Consider the following 14,815-nt stretch of genomic DNA (forward strand, 5'->3'; position numbering starts at 1 on the left):
CTGCGGTGATCCGGCCCCCACTTCGTCCCGTACCAGACGGGTCCTTCGGAAGGTCGATGCATGCGGTTTCTGACCCGCAGCCTGATTGCTGTATTCCTCGGTGCGCTGGCGCTGGGCCTGTTGGGCTTTGCCGGCGGCATGATCCGCGACACGCTGGAGGCGCGGGCCTCCCGGGAGGACATGCCGCGCACCGCGCGCGAGCGGGTGTTCACGGTGCGGGTGATGAGCCTTGAGCCGGGGGCGGTGGCGCCGGTGCTCTCGGCCTTCGGCGAGGTCGTGTCGCGCCGGACGCTGGAACTGCGCGCGCCCTCGGCCGGGCGGATCGCCGAGATCGCGCCGGGGTTCGAGGAAGGCGCCATGGTCGAGGCCGGGCAGGTTCTGGTGCGGCTCGACCCGGCCGATGCGGTGACGGCGCGCGATCTGGTGCGCACCAATCTGGCCGAGGCCGAGGACGAGGCGCGCGATGCCGAGCGGGCGCTGGAACTCGCGCGGCTGGACCGGGCGGAATCCGACTCGCAGGTCGATCTGCGCCGCCGGGCCTTCGAGCGGCAGCAATCGCTCAGCGAGCGGGGCGTCGGCACCGCGGCGACGGTCGAGGATGCGGAACTGGCCTTCGCCTCGGCCCGCGCCGCGCTGATCGCCCGCCAGCAGGCCGAGGCCAATGCCGAGGCCCGCGTGGCGAGCGCCCGCACGGCGCTGGAGCGGACCCGCATCAACCTGGCCGAGGCCGAGCGGCGGCTGGCCGAGACCGAGATCGTGGCGACTTTCGGCGGGGTGCTGAGCGGCACGGCGGCGGTGGCGGGCGGGCATGTGGCGGGCAACGAGCGGCTGGCCTCGGTCATCGACCCTGACGCGCTGGAGGTCTCGTTCCGGCTGTCCACGGCGCAATATCTGCGGCTGCTGGATCCCGAGGGCGCGCTGGTTCCGGCCCGGGCGCAGATCGCGCTGGACATGGGCGGGGTCGAGATCACCTCGCCCGGGTGGCTGAGCCGCGCCGCGCCCTCGGTCGGCGAGGGGCAATCGGGCCGCCTGGTCTATGCCCAGATCGAGGCGCCGCGCGGCTTTCGTCCCGGCGATTTCGTCACCGTCCGCGTCACCGAGCCGGAATTGCCGGGCGTCGCCATGATCCCCGCCGCGGCGGTGGGGGCGGATGGCGGCGTGCTGGTGCTGGCGGCCGATGACCGGCTGGAGGCGGCGACGGTCGAGGTGGTGCGGCGGCAGGGCGATCAGGTGCTGGTGCAGGTGGGCGCTCTGGCCGGGCGCGAGATCGTCGCGGCCCGCAGCCCGCTCTTGGGTGCGGGTATCCGCGTGCGTCCGCAGCGGGACGAAGGGACGGCCCGGATCCCCGCCGCGCCCGATCTGGTGACGCTGGACGCCGACCGCCGCGCGGCGCTGATCGCCCGGGTCGAGCAGAACACCCGCATGCCCGAACAGGTCCGCACGCGCATTCTTGCGCAGCTGGAGCAGCCCACGGTCCCGGCCCAGCTGATCGAACGGCTGGAGCAGGGCGGCGGGCGGCAGGGGGGCTGAGGCATGGCGAAGGAACGGATGATCGCCGCCACCTCGCTGGGCCTGTTTCGTTATTTCACCCGCCACCGGACCGCCGCCAACCTGCTGCTGGTGCTGATGCTGGCGGCGGGGCTGGTCGCCGTGCCGCGGATGCATGCGCAATTCTTCCCCGATATCGTGGTCGACAGCGTTTCCGTCACCGTGCCTTGGCCCGGCGCGGGATCGGCGGATGTGGATGCCGCCATCGTCCAGATCGTCGAGCCGGTGCTGATGGCGGTCGAGGGCGTGACCTCGACCTCGTCGCGGGCCAGCGAAGGTCGGGCCCAGATCACCCTGGAATTCGAGCCGGGCACCGATATCGAGCGCGCGGCGCAGGATGTGCAGGACGCGATCGACGGCATCTCGACCCTGCCCGCCGATGCCGAGGACGCGCGCGTCAGCCGCTCGGCCTGGAGCGACCGGGTGACGAATGTCATCGTCTCGGGTCCGGTCGCGGTCGAACAGTTGGCGCGGTTCACCGATGAATTCGTGGCCCGGCTCTTTGCCGCCGGGATCACGCGGGCCTCGATCCAGGGCATCGCCACGCCCGAGGTCTCGGTCGAGGTGCCGGCGATGCGGCTCGTGCAATACGACGTGACGCTGGCCGAGATCGCCACCGCCATCGGCAACTCGGTCGCGGCCGACCCCTCGGGCGAGATTGCGGGCGGGTCGCAGCGGGTCCGCACCGGGCAGGCCCGCCGCACGCCCGAGGAGATCGGCGCCATCGTCCTGCGCTCGGCCGCGGATGGCAGCACGCTGACGGTGGGCGACGTGGCCAGCGTCACCGCCCGCAGCATCGACCGCGACCGCGCCTATTACGTGGGGCCCAGCCAGGCCATCGTCGTGCGGGTGAACCGCTCGGCCACGGGCGACGCCATCGGCATCCAGAACAGCGTGCAGCGCGTCGCGGACGAGATGGTGCTGTCCTTGCCCGAGGGCGTCGATATCCAGCTGGCCAACGCCCGCGCGCAGGAGATTTCGGCGCGGCTGAACCTGCTGGTGAAGAACGGCGCGCAGGGGCTGGCGCTGGTGCTGGTGCTGCTGTTTCTGTTCCTCAACGCCCGCACCGCGCTCTGGGTGGCGATGGGGATCCCGGTCAGCATGCTGTCGGCCGTGGCGGTGATGTATGTCGCGGGCATGAGCCTCAACATGATCTCGCTTTTCGCGCTGATCATCACGCTGGGGATCGTGGTGGACGATGCCATCGTCGTCGGCGAACACGCTGACTGGCGGCACCGGGCCTTGAAGGAAGGGCCGTTCGAGGCGGCCGAGAACGCGGCCACGCGCATGGGCATGCCGGTGCTGGCGGCGTCGATGACCACGATCATCGCCTTTGGCGGGCTGACGGTGATCGGCGGGCGCTTCGGCTCGATGATCGCCGACATTCCCTGGACGGTGATCGCGGTGCTGATCGCCTCGGTCGTCGAGTGTTTCCTGATCCTGCCCAACCACATGGCCCATGCGCTGGCCGGATCGGCCAGGGACCATTGGTACGACTGGCCCTCGCGGCAGGTGAACCGCGGCTTCGACTGGTTCCGGGCGCGGCTGTTCCGGCCCTTCATGATGCTGGTGATCCGCGCGCGCTATGTGGTGCTGGCGGGGCTCATGGTGCTGCTGGCATGGTCGGCCTCGATGCTCATCAGCGGGCAGGTGCAATGGCGCTTCTTCGCCTCGCCCGAGCAGGGGACGCTGAGCGCGAATTTCGTCATGGCGCAGGGGGCGACGCGCGACGACACGATGGCGATGATGCAGGAATTGCAGCGCGCGGCGAATGACCTGTCGGCGCGGCTGGAGGCCGAGCATGGCGAATGGCCGATGGCCTCCATCGTGGCCGAAGTCGGCGGCAACGCGGGCCGGGCGCTGGCGGCGGCGGACAATGCCGAGCCCGACCGGCTGGGCTCGTTGACCATCGACCTGATCGGCGCCGATCACCGGCCCTATTCCTCGTTCGACTTCACCGCGATGCTGCAGCAGGAGGTGCGCCAGAACCCGCTGCTGGATGAGCTGAGTTTCCGCAGTTTCGGCTCGGGCCCCGGGGGAGATTCGCTGTCGGTGGATCTGATCGGCCAGGATGCCGAGACCCTGAAAGCCGCGGCCGAGGCGCTGAAGGCGCAGCTCGAGCAATTCGCCAATGTCACCGGGCTGGAGGATTCGCTGGCCTATGACAAGGAAGAGATGCTGCTGCAACTGACGCCGCAGGGGCTGGCCTTGGGCTTTTCCACGGATGCACTGGCGCGCGAGCTGCGCCAGCGGCTGAGCGGGATCGAGGCGGCGACCTTTCCCGATGGCGTGCGCTCGGCCGAGATCTGGGTGACGCTGCCCGAGCATGAACGCGCGGCGGATTTCCTGGAGAACACGCTGCTGCGCTCGGCCAGCGGGCGCTACCTGCCCCTGGGCGACATCGTGCAGGTCGAGACCCGGCAGGGTTTCAGTTCGATCCAGCGCGAGAACGGGTTGCAGCTGGTCACGGTGAGCGGGGTCCTCGACGAAGAGGACCCGGCCGCGGCCGCCGCCCTGCTGGCGCAGATGCAGGCCGAGATCCTGCCGCGGCTGGCCGAGGATTTCGGCATCACCTTCCGCCTGTCGGGTCTGAGCGAGCAGGAGAGTGAATTCCTCTCGGACGCGCTGCTGGGCGCCATCGGCTGCCTGATCGCCATCTACCTGACGCTGGCCTGGGTGTTTTCCAGCTGGCTGCGGCCGCTGGTGGTGATGTCGGTCATCCCCTTCGGCCTGATCGGTGTGATCTATGGTCACATGGCCTGGGGCATCGCGCTGAGCATGTTCTCGGTCGTGGGGATCATCGGCATGGCCGGGATCATCATCAACGACAGTATCGTGCTGGTCTCGACGGTCGATGAATATGCCCGGGACCGGGGGCTGTTTCCCTCGATCGCCGATGCGGCGGCGGACCGGCTCAGGCCGGTGCTGCTGACCACGGCGACCACGGTTTTCGGGCTGGGGCCGCTGCTGTTCGAACGCTCGAACGACGCGCAATTCCTGCGCCCGACGGTGGTGACGCTGTCCTACGGGCTGGGTTTCGGCATGGTGCTGGTGCTGCTGATCGTGCCGGCGCTGCTGGCCTCGGGCCATGATCTGAGCCGCGCGGTGCGGTCGCTGCGTCGCGCCTTCCGCATGCCCGCGGGCCAGGTCGGGCGGGGGCTGAGGGCGCTGCCCTTCGCCGCGGCGGCGCTGGTGCTGGTGGCCTTCGGGCTGAGCATGGGCTGGACGCTGGTCTACGAGCGTCCGGGGCCGCTGACGGCGCTGGTCTGGGGCGGGGGCGAGGGGCTGGTCGCGGGCTTTGTCGTCTTCGCGGCGACGGTGGGCGCAGGGCTGGTGCTGCTCTGGGGGCTGGGCGGGTTGCTGATGCTGAAGCGGCCGGCGGGACCCGAGGCGCCACCGGCCGAATGATCGGCTGCGTCCTCAGCCGCCGGTGCAGCCCTGCGACCAGGACATCCGCCCCTCGCTGAGGACGGTAAAGGCGATGGTGGAGCGGTCGATCCCCACCGCCTCGCTGCGCCGGGGCGGGCGCAGGCTGGCTTGCGCGACCAGCTCGTCGCCCTCGCGCCAGGTGCGGCTTTCGGTGATCCGGTAGGGGCTGCCCGGCAGTTCGAGGATGATATCCTCGGCCCGGCCCTGCGGCGGCAGGGTGGCGCGCAGCGTCAGTTCCGCGCCGCGCCCCTCGGGCACCAGCCGGCAGGTGGCGCGGGTCAGCCCCGCCCTTGCGCCCGGCTGGGCAGCGGTATCGAGCGCGCCCGAGATGCGGCGATCCCGCTCGCCCGGGCCGCGCAGCACGCCCTGGACCGTGACATCGGCCGGGACGCAGGTCTCGTTGCAGACGCCGATCGACAGCGCGCCCAGCAGCGCCATCGGGCGGCCGGGGTCCTGGGCCGTGACCTGAAGCGGCAGGATCAGCTCGTCCTCGTAGCCATAGCTGCGATAGCCGTTCTGGTCGAACACCCGGGGCCGGGGCCAGATCGGCACCACCGAGGCCACGTTCTGCGACTGCCCCCAGTCGAGCCGCGGCGCGATCCCCGCCTCGCCCGGGATCCGCCAATAGGTGTGCCAGCCCGGCGTCAGGATCAGCCGCAGCGCGGCCATGCGGGTGCCGTTCTGCGTCGTCCAGCCCGGCAGGATCTCGGCCTCGACCACGGGATTGTCGACCCGGCCCTGGGCCGAGGCGGTGCCGGAAAGGCCAAGGCTGAGGGCGAGGGCGGACAGCGCCGTCCCAAGGGCGGCGCGGCGGGTGCGGTACATGACGGTCATGCCCCGTGCTTAGCAGATGCGCCCGGGGCGAAAAGTCACAAATCGGCGAGAGGGGCGGGGACCCTGCCTTGGCTTTTGGGCCGGGGCGGGCCACATTGAGGGGGCGCTGGCCCAGACAGAATGACCATGACCTTCGACCTGACCGGAAAACTGCTGATCTCGACACCCTCGATGGGGGACCGGCGGTTCACGCATTCGGTCATCTATCTGTGCGCCTATGGCAGCGAGGGGGCTTTCGGGCTGGTGCTGAACCGGCCGCTGCCGCATCTGACGCTGGGCGATGTGCTGGACCAGATCGGCATCGACGAGCACGGCCCGCATGCGGAAAACCCGGTCCTGTCGGGCGGCCCCGTCGAGACGCAGCGCGGCTTCGTCCTGCATACCGCGGGCAGCGCCGAGGACGCCTCGGCCACGCTGCTGCCGGGCGGCCTGATGCTCAGCGCCTCGACCGACATCCTGCGCGCCATTGCCCGGGGCGAGGCGCCCGCGCGCTGGCTGCTGGCGCTGGGCTATGCCGGCTGGGGTCCGGGGCAGCTGGAGGCCGAGATCGCCCAGAACGCCTGGCTGACCGCGGCCGCGCCCGAGGATCTGGTCTTCGCCGCGACGCCGGGCGAGCATCAGTGGAACGGTGCGCTGCGGTCGATGGGGGTCGATCCCCTGAGCCTGTCGACGGTGGCCGGGCGGGCCTGAGGGCCTATTCGCTGTCGGGCAGGGCTTCGGTCACGATCCTGAGTTCGTTCAGCATATCGAGCAGGAGCATCATCTTCTCCTCGCCGAAGGCCTCGTCGATCTCGCGTCGCGAGGATTCCGAGGCTCCCACCAGCCGGTCGAACAGCGCCTGACCCTCGGGCGTCAGCGTCACCATGTGGCGCCGCGCGTCGTCGCATTCGACCGGGCGGATCAACCCGCGTTCCGACAGTGCCCGCAGGATCCGGGTCAGCGAGGGCGGCAGGATCACGCAGCGCTGGCACAGCGTGCCCGCGTCCAGCGCGTCGCCATCGGCCAGCGCCCTCAGCACCCGCCATTGCGGCAGCGACAGGTCGGCCTGATCGGCGTATTTCTTGAACCGTCGCATGGTCGATTCGCGCGCCCTGAGCAGCGCCACCGTCAGCGAGCGTTCGTAATATTCCTTGCCCGAGGGGATGCCCTCGGGAAGCGGGATCTGTGCACGTGCAGAATCTGTTTTCATATGGTAACAATTGCGCCTTCCATCGCAAATGCAAGCGTTTTTTACACGGGTGAAGCAAAAAATGCCTGCCTGCGGTGCCTCCGGGCGGCGGATCGGTCGGTCACGGCCTCTTTACCCGGCAGTCGCGGCAGCCTATACGCCGCGACATGTACGTCGCTTGCGGCATCCTTCGTCGAATTAGCGGCCCGGCGCTCTGAGTCCAGAGTTGCCGGGACAAGGCGTATGGCGACCTGCGCCGACCTTTGCTATTCCCCCAGACGATCCAGATGACCGGAGCCCACGCGATGTGTGCCGATACCCCCGACTACAAGGACACCCTGTTCCTTCCCGAAACCGATTTCCCGATGCGCGCGGGCCTTCCCGCCCGCGAGCCCGAATGGCTGGCGCGCTGGGAGCGGATCGGCGTCTACGAGCGCCTTCGCGAGAAGCCGGGCCGCAAGCCCTTCATCCTGCATGACGGCCCTCCCTATGCGAACGGGCATCTGCACATCGGCCACGCGCTGAACAAGACCATCAAGGACATCATCGTCCGCTCGCACCAGATGATGGGTTTTGACAGCCGCTATGTGCCGGGCTGGGATTGCCACGGCCTGCCGATCGAATGGAAGATCGAGGAGCAATACCGCGCCAAGGGGCGGAACAAGGACGACGTGGATATCGTCGCCTTCCGCCAGGAATGCCGCAAATTCGCCGAGGGCTGGGTCGAGGTCCAGCGCGAGGAATTCAAGCGGCTGGGCGTGACCGGCACCTGGGACGACCCCTATCTGACCATGGATTTCCACGCCGAGGCGGTGATCGCCGAGGAATTCATGAAATTCCTGATGAACGGCGCGCTCTATCAGGGCTCGAAGCCCGTGATGTGGTCGCCGGTGGAAAAGACCGCCTTGGCCGAGGCCGAGGTCGAGTATCACGACCACACCAGCCATCAGGTCTGGGTGCGGTTCAAGCCGGTGAATGCGGTGCTGGACGGGGCCTCGGTGGTGATCTGGACCACCACGCCCTGGACCCTGCCGCAAAACCGCGCCGTGGCCTATAATCCGGGGATCGATTACGCGATCTTCCGGGTGCTGTCGGCTGACGAGAAGGCGACGGTGGCCGAGGGAGAGACGCTGGTTCTGGCCGAGGCGCTGGTTTCGGCGGTGATGGCGGCGGCCAAGGTCACCGGCTTCGAGAAGGTGCGCAGCGTGTCGGCCGGGGAACTCTCGGGCCTGGTGCTGGCCCATCCGTTCCGCGGCGTGGCCGAGGGCAATGGCGAATGGGACTATGACGTCCCCATGCTGCCGGGCGACCATGTGACCGACGATGCGGGCACGGGCTTTGTGCATACCGCGCCCTCGCACGGCGACGACGATTATGTGCTGGGGCTGAAGCACGGCCTCAAGATGACCTATAACGTCGAGCCGGACGGCAGCTACCGCGCCGATCTGCCGCTGTTTGCCGGTCAGCACATCATCACCCCGGACGGCAAGGAAGGCCCGGCCAATGTCAGCGTCATCAAGCAGCTGGCCTGGTCGGGTGCACTGCTGGCCAAGGGCAAGCTGAAGCATTCCTACCCGCATTCCTGGCGCTCGAAGGCGCCGGTGATCTATCGCAACACGCCGCAATGGTTCGCCGCCATCGACAAGACGCTCGACGACGGGATGGGCCAGTATGGCGACACGATCCGCCAGCGGGCGCTGAAGTCGATCGAGGATCTGGTGAAGTTCACCCCGGTCTCGGGGCGCAACCGCCTGCATTCGATGATGGAGACGCGGCCCGACTGGGTGCTGAGCCGTCAGCGCGCCTGGGGCGTGCCGCTGACCTGCTTCGTCAGGAAGGGCGCGAAACCGGATGATGCGGAGTTCCTGCTCAAGGATCCGCGGGTCAATACCCGGATTCGTCTGGCATTCGAGGCCGAAGGCGCCGATGCATGGTATGTGCAAGGCTTCAAGGAAAAGGTGCTGAAAGACCTGCACGATCCGGACGCCTATGAGCAGGTTTTTGACATTCTGGACGTGTGGTTCGACTCGGGCTCGACCCATGCCTTCGTGCTGCGCGACCGGGCGGACGGCGTGCCGGACGGCATCGCCGATGTCTATATGGAAGGCACCGACCAGCACCGCGGCTGGTTCCATTCCTCGATGCTGCAGGGCTGCGGCACCAAGGGGCGGGCGCCTTACCGCAACGTGGTGACCCACGGGTTCACGCTGGACGAGAAGGGCATGAAGATGTCCAAGTCCATCGGCAATACCGTGGTCCCGCAGGAGATCATCGACCAGTACGGCGCCGATATCCTGCGGCTCTGGGTGGCGCTGGCGGATTACACCCAGGACCAGCGCATCGGGCCCGAGATCCTGAAAGGCACCGCCGACAGCTACCGCCGGCTGCGCAACACGCTGCGCTTCATGCTGGGCGCGCTGGGCGATTTCGACCCGGCGCAGGCCGTCGCGCGCGAGGATATGCCCGAGCTGGAGCAGCTGATGCTGCACCGGCTGGCCGAACTCGACGCGCTGGTGAAGAAGTCCTATGCCGCCTTCGACTTCCAGGGCGTGTTCCAGGCGCTGTTCACTTTTGCGACCACGGACCTGTCGGCTTTCTATTTCGACGTGCGCAAGGATGCACTTTACTGCGATCCGAAGGGCTCGGCCGTGCGGCAGGCCTGCCTGACGGTGATGGATGCGCTGTTCCACCGGCTGACCACCTGGCTGGCGCCGATCCTGCCCTTCACCATGGAAGACGTCTGGCTGTCGCGCTTCCCCGGCGAGGGCGAGAGCGTGCATCTGCAGGACTTCCCGGCAACGCCCGACAGCTGGCTGGATGCCGAACTGGCGGCGCGGTCGGCCAAGGTCCGCGCCGTGCGCCGCGTGGTGACCGGCGCGCTGGAGGTGGAACGGCGCAACAAGACCATCGGCGCCTCGCTCGAGGCCGCGCCGACCGTCTATCTGTCGCCGGAACTGGCGCAGATCGTGACGAACCCCGACACTTTCGCCACGCTCTGCATCACCTCGTCGCTGACGCTGACGACCGATCCCGCCCCGGAAGGCGCCTTCATGGCAGAGGACGTGGCAGGGGTCGGCGTGGTCTTCCACCATGCCGAGGGCGAGAAATGCCAGCGCTGCTGGAAGATCCTGCCCGATGTCGGCAGGCACAAGCACCCCGGCACCTGCGCCCGCTGCGACGCGGCGTTGGGCTGAGACCTGGTAGGATGGGCAATATTGCCCATCCTACGCCCCCATCCTACGCCCCCGGGGCTGGGCGGTCGGCGGGCGTTATGCCATGCTGCCGCCATGCCCGCCCTCACCCTCGACACCCCGACCGGCGCCTTCACGCTCATCGAGCGCGACGGCGCTCTGGTCTCCGCGCGCTGGGGCGGCGCGCGGGGGCAGGACGAGACGCCGCTCCTGCGGGAAGCCGCCCGCCAGGTGGCGGCCTATTTCGGGTCGGAGGATGCCGATTTCGACCTGCCGATCAGGATCGATGGCAGCGCCGCCCAGCAGGCGGCCTGCGCTGCCATGTCGGCCATTCCCCGCGGCGAGACCCGGACCTATGGCGCCATCGCCCGCGACCTCGGCGTCAGCGCCCAGGCCATGGGGCAGCTTTGCGGGCGCAACCCGATCCCGTTGATCGTGCCCTGTCACCGGGTTCTGGGGACCGGCGGACTCGGCGGGTTCTCGGCCCCGGGCGGGGTCGAGACCAAGGTCTGGTTGCTGCGGCACGAAAAGGCCGGGGGGCTTCTGATCTAGAGCGTCTCGCGGTAGAGGAGCTGCTGCACGAAGCCCGCGCACATCAGGTAGACGCTGGTCACGATCAGACCCAGCGTCACCAGCGGCGGCTGGGTGAAATCGGTCCAGGCGGCGGCGGTGGCGAAGGCGACCCAGGCCAGCGCCATCGGCAGCGTCAGATAGCGCCAGCGCTGCGTCCGGACCGGATGCACGAATTTGACCCGCAGGAACATGGTCACCGACAGGATCACGACCACGCCGAGGATGACCCAGAAATCCGGCCGCGTGGCGAAGACCACCAGCGCCACCATGTTCCAGCAGGACGGAAAGCCCGAAAACGAGTAATCCGCCGTCTTCATCCGCGTGTCGGCGAAATAGAGGACCGAAGCGAAGGTGATGACGATGATCGCCGTCCAGCCGGTCCAGCCGGGCAGGAGGCCCGAGTTGAACAGGGCGAAGGCCGGGATGAAGACATAGGTCAGATAGTCGATGATAAGGTCCAGCAGGATCCCGTCGATGATCGGCGCCTTGGTCTTCACGTCGTATTTGCGCGCCATCGGCCCGTCGATCCCGTCGACGATCAACGCCACGACCAGCCACAGGAACATCAGCGCCCATTCGGACTCGACCGCGGCCAGCATCGCCAGCATGGCGAAAACGGCCCCGGTGGCGGTGAACATATGGACGAAATAGGCGCGGAAGGTCTCGATCATGCCCTTGTCTGCCGGTTTTGGGCGCTTGGCGCAAGGACCTGAGCGGTCGGCGCTTCGCGAAATGCGATGCCCCCGGCCTGGGGGGACCGGGGGCATGCCTGTGGCCGGCGTGCTTCAGGCAACCGAAGCAAGCGCCGGGGTCAGCTGGGCGGCCGGCGTGCTGCGCTCGGCGAGGGGCAGGGCAAGGCGGGGCAGCGGCGCGGCCTGCCCGCCCAGACCGATCAGCACCTGCAGGGCGAAAGCGGCCGAGAGGCGCAGGGCGAGGGTCCGGTCAGGCATGGTCGTCTTTCAGCGGGGCGTCACGGGCAGGGCGGGACGCGGGGCGTGGAGTTTCGGCTTGGGCGAGAAAAGGGTGAAGCGGCGGGTCATGGCAGTCTCCGGTGTTTCCTGCCCGTAGGTCGGGCGGGCAGGCGGGACGGTTCAAAGAAAAACAGCGCCCGGGAGGGGGCGCCGCTTGCGGTCGGGTTCGGGTCGGGCTCAGCCCTCGATCATCGCCACCCGGGTAGCGTGGCGGCCGCCTTCGAACTCGGCGGCGAGGAAGGCCTCGGCGATTTCCAGCGCCAGACCCTCGCCCACCACGCGGGCGCCGATCGACAGCATGTTGGCGTCGTTGTGCTGGCGGATCATCCGGGCCGAGAACGTGTCCGAGCAGACGCCGCAGCGGATGCCCGGCACCTTGTTGGCGGCCATCATGATGCCCTGCCCGGTGCCGCAAAGGATGATCCCCAGATCGCACTCGCCCGAGGCGACGCGCTCGGCCGCGGCCTTGCCGTGCAGCGGGTAATGCGTGCTTTCGGGCGTGGTGGGGCCGATGTCGACCACCTCCCAGCCCAGCGTCGCGGCGTGGGAGGCGATGGCCTGGCGCAGCGCGATGGCGGCATGATCGCTGGAGAGGACGAGGCGTTTGCTCATGGCGGGATCCGTTGGCTGAAGGGGCGAGTCGCGTCCCCATAGCGCGTTTGGCCTGCGGGCGCCACGCGGCGGCTAGCCGCCCTGCGCCCTCGGATGCGCGGCGCGGTAGCTTTCCATCAGCCGGGCGCTGTCGACCGCGGTATAGACCTGCGTGGTCGAGAGTTTGGCGTGGCCCAGCAATTCCTGGATCGCCCTGAGGTCACCGCCCGCGCTGAGCAGATGGGTGGCGAAGGAATGCCTGAGCGCATGGGGCGTGGCCGTCGCGGGCAGGCCGAGGCGCAGGCGCACCCCCTCCATCGCCCGGGCGATGAGCCGGGGGTTCAGGGGGCCGCCGCGCTGGCCGCGGAACAGCGGGCCGTCGGGGTCCAGCGGATAGGGGCTGAGCTTTAGATAGGCGGCGACGGCGGCGGCGGCGGCGGGGATCACCGGCACCAGCCGTTCCTTGCCGCCTTTGCCGAGGATCCTGAGGCTGGCGCCCGGGCTGTCGATCAGCGCCGCGTCGCGCCCGGTCAGGCCCAGCGCCTCGGATATCCGCAGGCCCGAGCCATAGAGCAGCGTCACCACGGCGGTGTCGCGGGCGCGGATCCATGCCTCGGCCTTGTCGTCGCTGATTTGCCGGGTGACGGCGCGGGCGGCGTCCTCGTCCAGCGGGCGGGGCAGGGGTTTCTGGTGGCGTGGCGCGCGGGCCGAAAGGATGGCGGTGGCGTCGAAATCCGCCTCGCGGTCGGACAGCCAGCGCGCGAAGGCCTTCACCGCCGAGAGCGCCCGGGCGAGCGAGCGCGCGCCAAGCCCCCGGGCCCGGGCCTGCGCCATCCAGGCGCGCAGATCGCCGGTTTCGACCGCGCGCAGCTGCGCCATCCCGGCGGCACCGCCGTGGTGGCGGGCGAGGAAATCGAGGAAACCGGTGACATCGGCGCGATAGGCCTCGACCGTGTGGGGCGAGGCGTCGTTCAGCGCGGCGAGATGGGTGAGCCAACCCGCCAGCGCATCGCGCAGGGCCGGGCTGATCGCCAGGGTCACGACAGCCAGCGCCGGAGCACGCGCTCGAACGTGCCGGTGAAGAAGGCCAGCAGGTCGGTGCCCTGCCCGGGCTTGAAGCGGTGCGGGTCCTCGGACCCCATGGCCAGCATGCCCGGCAGCCGCCCCTTGCCCAGATCGAGCCGCATCAGCGCCTCGGACCTCAGGTCCGCCGCCACCTCGCCATAAGGGCCTGACGACGGCGGCACGCCTTGGCGCAGGACGATGGGCCGGGCCGGGGCCGGGCGGCCCCCGCTCATGTAATGTTCGGTAAAGCCCGGCTTTTTCACCCGCAGGATGGTGTCGAGCTTGCCCAGGCTCGCACCCGGCTCGGCGCTTTCCAGCACCAGCCGCACGGCCTCGACCCCCAGAATCTCGGCGACCGAGCCGCCGAGGTCCATGACGAAGGTCTCGAACTTGTCGGCATCGAGCAGCTTCAGCAGTGCCCGGTGGATCTGGTTGGTCGAGGCGAGGTTCTCGTAGGCGGCGGCGATGACGGCGCGGTGGGTATCCTCCAGCCGCTCCAGCCGCGATTCGAGCCGCTCCATCGCCATGCCGCGCAGATCGACGACATTGCCGCCCATCGCCCGTTCCGAGGTCAGGACGAGGGCGCGCATGACCTCGGGATCATCCAGCACCAGCCCGGGGTCAGCCAGCACGCGCGCGCGCCATTCGTCCTGCACTCTGCTGTCCTGCGCCGGTCCGGTGGCAGCCATGTCGTCCCCGATCTTGTGTCCTTCGGCCGATCCTATACCGGATCAGACGATTTTCTGCCCGGTTTTTTCCCAGTCCTTCATGAACTGTGCCAGACCTGCATCGGTCAGCGGGTGCGAGGCCAGCTTGCGGATCACTTCCGGGGGCGCGGTCATCACATCGGCGCCGACCAGCGCGGCCTGCGTCACATGGTTCACCGTGCGGATCGAGGCGGCGAGGATCTCGGTCGCGAAGCCGTAATTGTCATAGATCGTGCGGATGTCGCCGATCAGGTCCATCCCGTCGAGGTTGATGTCGTCCAGCCGGCCGATGAAGGGCGAGATGAAGGTGGCGCCAGCCTTGGCCGCCAAGAGCGCCTGGTTGGCCGAGAAACAAAGCGTCACGTTGACCATCAGGCCCGCGTCCGAGAAATACTTGCAGGCCTTGAGCCCGTCCCAGGTCAGCGGCAGCTTGATGGCGATGTTCGGCGCGATCTCGGCCAGTTTCTTGCCCTCGGCGATCATCGCGTCCGCTTCCAGCGCCACGACCTCGGCCGAGACCGGACCTTCGACGAACGAGCAGATTTCCTTGGTGACCTCGATGATGTCGCGGCCCGATTTCAGGATCAGCGACGGGTTGGTGGTCACGCCATCGACCATGCCCAGGGCGTGAAGGTCGCGGATCGCGGCCACATCGGCGGTATCGACGAAGAATTTCATGGCTCTCTCGGTGCTCTGTCGACGCCTGGCGGCAGACGTCTTGCGGTTGCGAAGGGGGTT

Annotated in this window: 13 protein-coding genes; 5 read left to right on the forward strand and 8 right to left on the reverse strand. The window is 68.8% G+C overall.

What is annotated here, in order from left to right:
* The first annotated feature begins 60 nt into the window (after window positions 1–60).
* Window positions 61–1,530: an efflux RND transporter periplasmic adaptor subunit gene (locus tag DDE23_RS01095; protein WP_107749540.1), complete on the forward strand. Its 1,470-nt coding sequence runs from the start codon at window positions 61–63 to the stop codon at window positions 1,528–1,530.
* A gap of 3 nt (window positions 1,531–1,533) precedes the next feature.
* Window positions 1,534–4,956, forward strand: a complete 3,423-nt coding sequence (locus DDE23_RS01100; RefSeq protein WP_238149867.1) for an efflux RND transporter permease subunit — start codon at window positions 1,534–1,536, stop codon at window positions 4,954–4,956.
* 12 nt (window positions 4,957–4,968) lie between these two features.
* Here the strand turns inward: DDE23_RS01100 and DDE23_RS01105 are convergent, their stop codons facing one another.
* Window positions 4,969–5,811 (reverse strand): protein-disulfide reductase DsbD domain-containing protein, encoded by an 843-nt coding sequence (locus tag DDE23_RS01105; protein WP_107749541.1) that lies wholly within the window; start codon window positions 5,809–5,811, stop codon window positions 4,969–4,971.
* Between the two features lie 126 nt (window positions 5,812–5,937).
* Between DDE23_RS01105 and DDE23_RS01110 the strand changes: the two genes are divergently transcribed.
* Window positions 5,938–6,501 carry a YqgE/AlgH family protein gene (locus DDE23_RS01110; RefSeq protein ID WP_238149868.1) on the forward strand — a complete coding sequence of 188 codons (564 nt, stop codon included), beginning with the start codon at window positions 5,938–5,940 and terminating at the stop codon, window positions 6,499–6,501.
* 4 nt (window positions 6,502–6,505) lie between these two features.
* On the opposite strand, the gene DDE23_RS01115 is transcribed toward DDE23_RS01110, so the two are convergent.
* Window positions 6,506–7,000 carry a MarR family transcriptional regulator gene (locus DDE23_RS01115; protein WP_107749543.1) on the reverse strand — a complete coding sequence of 165 codons (495 nt, stop codon included), beginning with the start codon at window positions 6,998–7,000 and terminating at the stop codon, window positions 6,506–6,508.
* A 284-nt stretch (window positions 7,001–7,284) separates the two neighbouring features.
* Here DDE23_RS01115 and ileS point away from each other — a divergent pair, with 284 nt between their 5' ends.
* Both ileS and DDE23_RS01125 read left to right on the forward strand, forming a co-directional pair.
* Entirely contained in the window at window positions 7,285–10,173 is a 2,889-nt protein-coding gene (gene ileS / locus DDE23_RS01120; protein ID WP_107749544.1) for an isoleucine--tRNA ligase, read from the forward strand.
* A 93-nt stretch (window positions 10,174–10,266) separates the two neighbouring features.
* Window positions 10,267–10,722, forward strand: a complete 456-nt coding sequence (locus DDE23_RS01125; protein WP_107749545.1) for a methylated-DNA--[protein]-cysteine S-methyltransferase — start codon at window positions 10,267–10,269, stop codon at window positions 10,720–10,722.
* On the opposite strand, the gene DDE23_RS01130 is transcribed toward DDE23_RS01125, so the two are convergent.
* The 6 genes from DDE23_RS01130 to fsa all read right to left on the reverse strand — a co-directional run bounded on the left by DDE23_RS01130 (window position 10,719) and on the right by fsa (window position 14,755).
* Window positions 10,719–11,414, reverse strand: a complete 696-nt coding sequence (locus DDE23_RS01130) for a CDP-alcohol phosphatidyltransferase family protein (RefSeq protein WP_107749546.1) — start codon at window positions 11,412–11,414, stop codon at window positions 10,719–10,721. The two genes, DDE23_RS01125 and DDE23_RS01130, sit on opposite strands and share 4 nt — an antisense overlap.
* 114 nt (window positions 11,415–11,528) lie before the next feature.
* Entirely contained in the window at window positions 11,529–11,693 is a 165-nt protein-coding gene (locus tag DDE23_RS24970) for a hypothetical protein (RefSeq protein WP_157957946.1), read from the reverse strand.
* A gap of 198 nt (window positions 11,694–11,891) precedes the next feature.
* Complete coding sequence (gene rpiB, locus DDE23_RS01135) at window positions 11,892–12,326, reverse strand: ribose 5-phosphate isomerase B (RefSeq protein WP_107749547.1); 435 nt, start codon at window positions 12,324–12,326, stop codon at window positions 11,892–11,894.
* A 72-nt stretch (window positions 12,327–12,398) separates the two neighbouring features.
* Window positions 12,399–13,346, reverse strand: coding sequence for a tyrosine recombinase XerC (locus tag DDE23_RS01140; RefSeq protein WP_107749548.1), 948 nt, complete (start codon window positions 13,344–13,346; stop codon window positions 12,399–12,401).
* On the reverse strand, window positions 13,343–14,059 hold the full coding sequence (locus tag DDE23_RS01145; protein ID WP_107749549.1) for a DUF484 family protein: 717 nt from the start codon (window positions 14,057–14,059) through the stop codon (window positions 13,343–13,345). Before DDE23_RS01145 ends, DDE23_RS01140 begins: the two co-directional genes overlap by 4 nt.
* Before the next feature lie 42 nt (window positions 14,060–14,101).
* On the reverse strand, window positions 14,102–14,755 hold the full coding sequence (fsa, locus tag DDE23_RS01150) for a fructose-6-phosphate aldolase (protein WP_107749550.1): 654 nt from the start codon (window positions 14,753–14,755) through the stop codon (window positions 14,102–14,104).
* Between the last annotated feature and the right edge of the window lie 60 nt (window positions 14,756–14,815).

It is taken from the genome of Pararhodobacter aggregans (genome assembly GCF_003075525.1).
GTDB classification, from domain to species: domain Bacteria; phylum Pseudomonadota; class Alphaproteobacteria; order Rhodobacterales; family Rhodobacteraceae; genus Pararhodobacter; species Pararhodobacter aggregans.

Bases quoted from the DNA above. Each gene is read 5' to 3' on its own strand.
- DDE23_RS01095 (WP_107749540.1), top strand. From the start codon at position 61: ATGCGGTTTCTGACCCGCAGCCTGATTGCTGTATTCCTCGGTGCGCTG.
- DDE23_RS01100 (WP_238149867.1), top strand. From the start codon at position 1,534: ATGGCGAAGGAACGGATGATCGCCGCCACCTCGCTGGGCCTGTTTCGT.
- DDE23_RS01105 (WP_107749541.1), bottom strand. From the start codon at position 5,811: ATGACCGTCATGTACCGCACCCGCCGCGCCGCCCTTGGGACGGCGCTG.
- DDE23_RS01110 (WP_238149868.1), top strand. From the start codon at position 5,938: ATGACCTTCGACCTGACCGGAAAACTGCTGATCTCGACACCCTCGATG.
- DDE23_RS01115 (WP_107749543.1), bottom strand. From the start codon at position 7,000: ATGAAAACAGATTCTGCACGTGCACAGATCCCGCTTCCCGAGGGCATC.
- ileS (WP_107749544.1), top strand. From the start codon at position 7,285: ATGTGTGCCGATACCCCCGACTACAAGGACACCCTGTTCCTTCCCGAA.
- DDE23_RS01125 (WP_107749545.1), top strand. From the start codon at position 10,267: ATGCCCGCCCTCACCCTCGACACCCCGACCGGCGCCTTCACGCTCATC.
- DDE23_RS01130 (WP_107749546.1), bottom strand. From the start codon at position 11,414: ATGATCGAGACCTTCCGCGCCTATTTCGTCCATATGTTCACCGCCACC.
- DDE23_RS24970 (WP_157957946.1), bottom strand. From the start codon at position 11,693: ATGCCTGACCGGACCCTCGCCCTGCGCCTCTCGGCCGCTTTCGCCCTG.
- rpiB (WP_107749547.1), bottom strand. From the start codon at position 12,326: ATGAGCAAACGCCTCGTCCTCTCCAGCGATCATGCCGCCATCGCGCTG.
- DDE23_RS01145 (WP_107749549.1), bottom strand. From the start codon at position 14,059: ATGGCTGCCACCGGACCGGCGCAGGACAGCAGAGTGCAGGACGAATGG.
- fsa (WP_107749550.1), bottom strand. From the start codon at position 14,755: ATGAAATTCTTCGTCGATACCGCCGATGTGGCCGCGATCCGCGACCTT.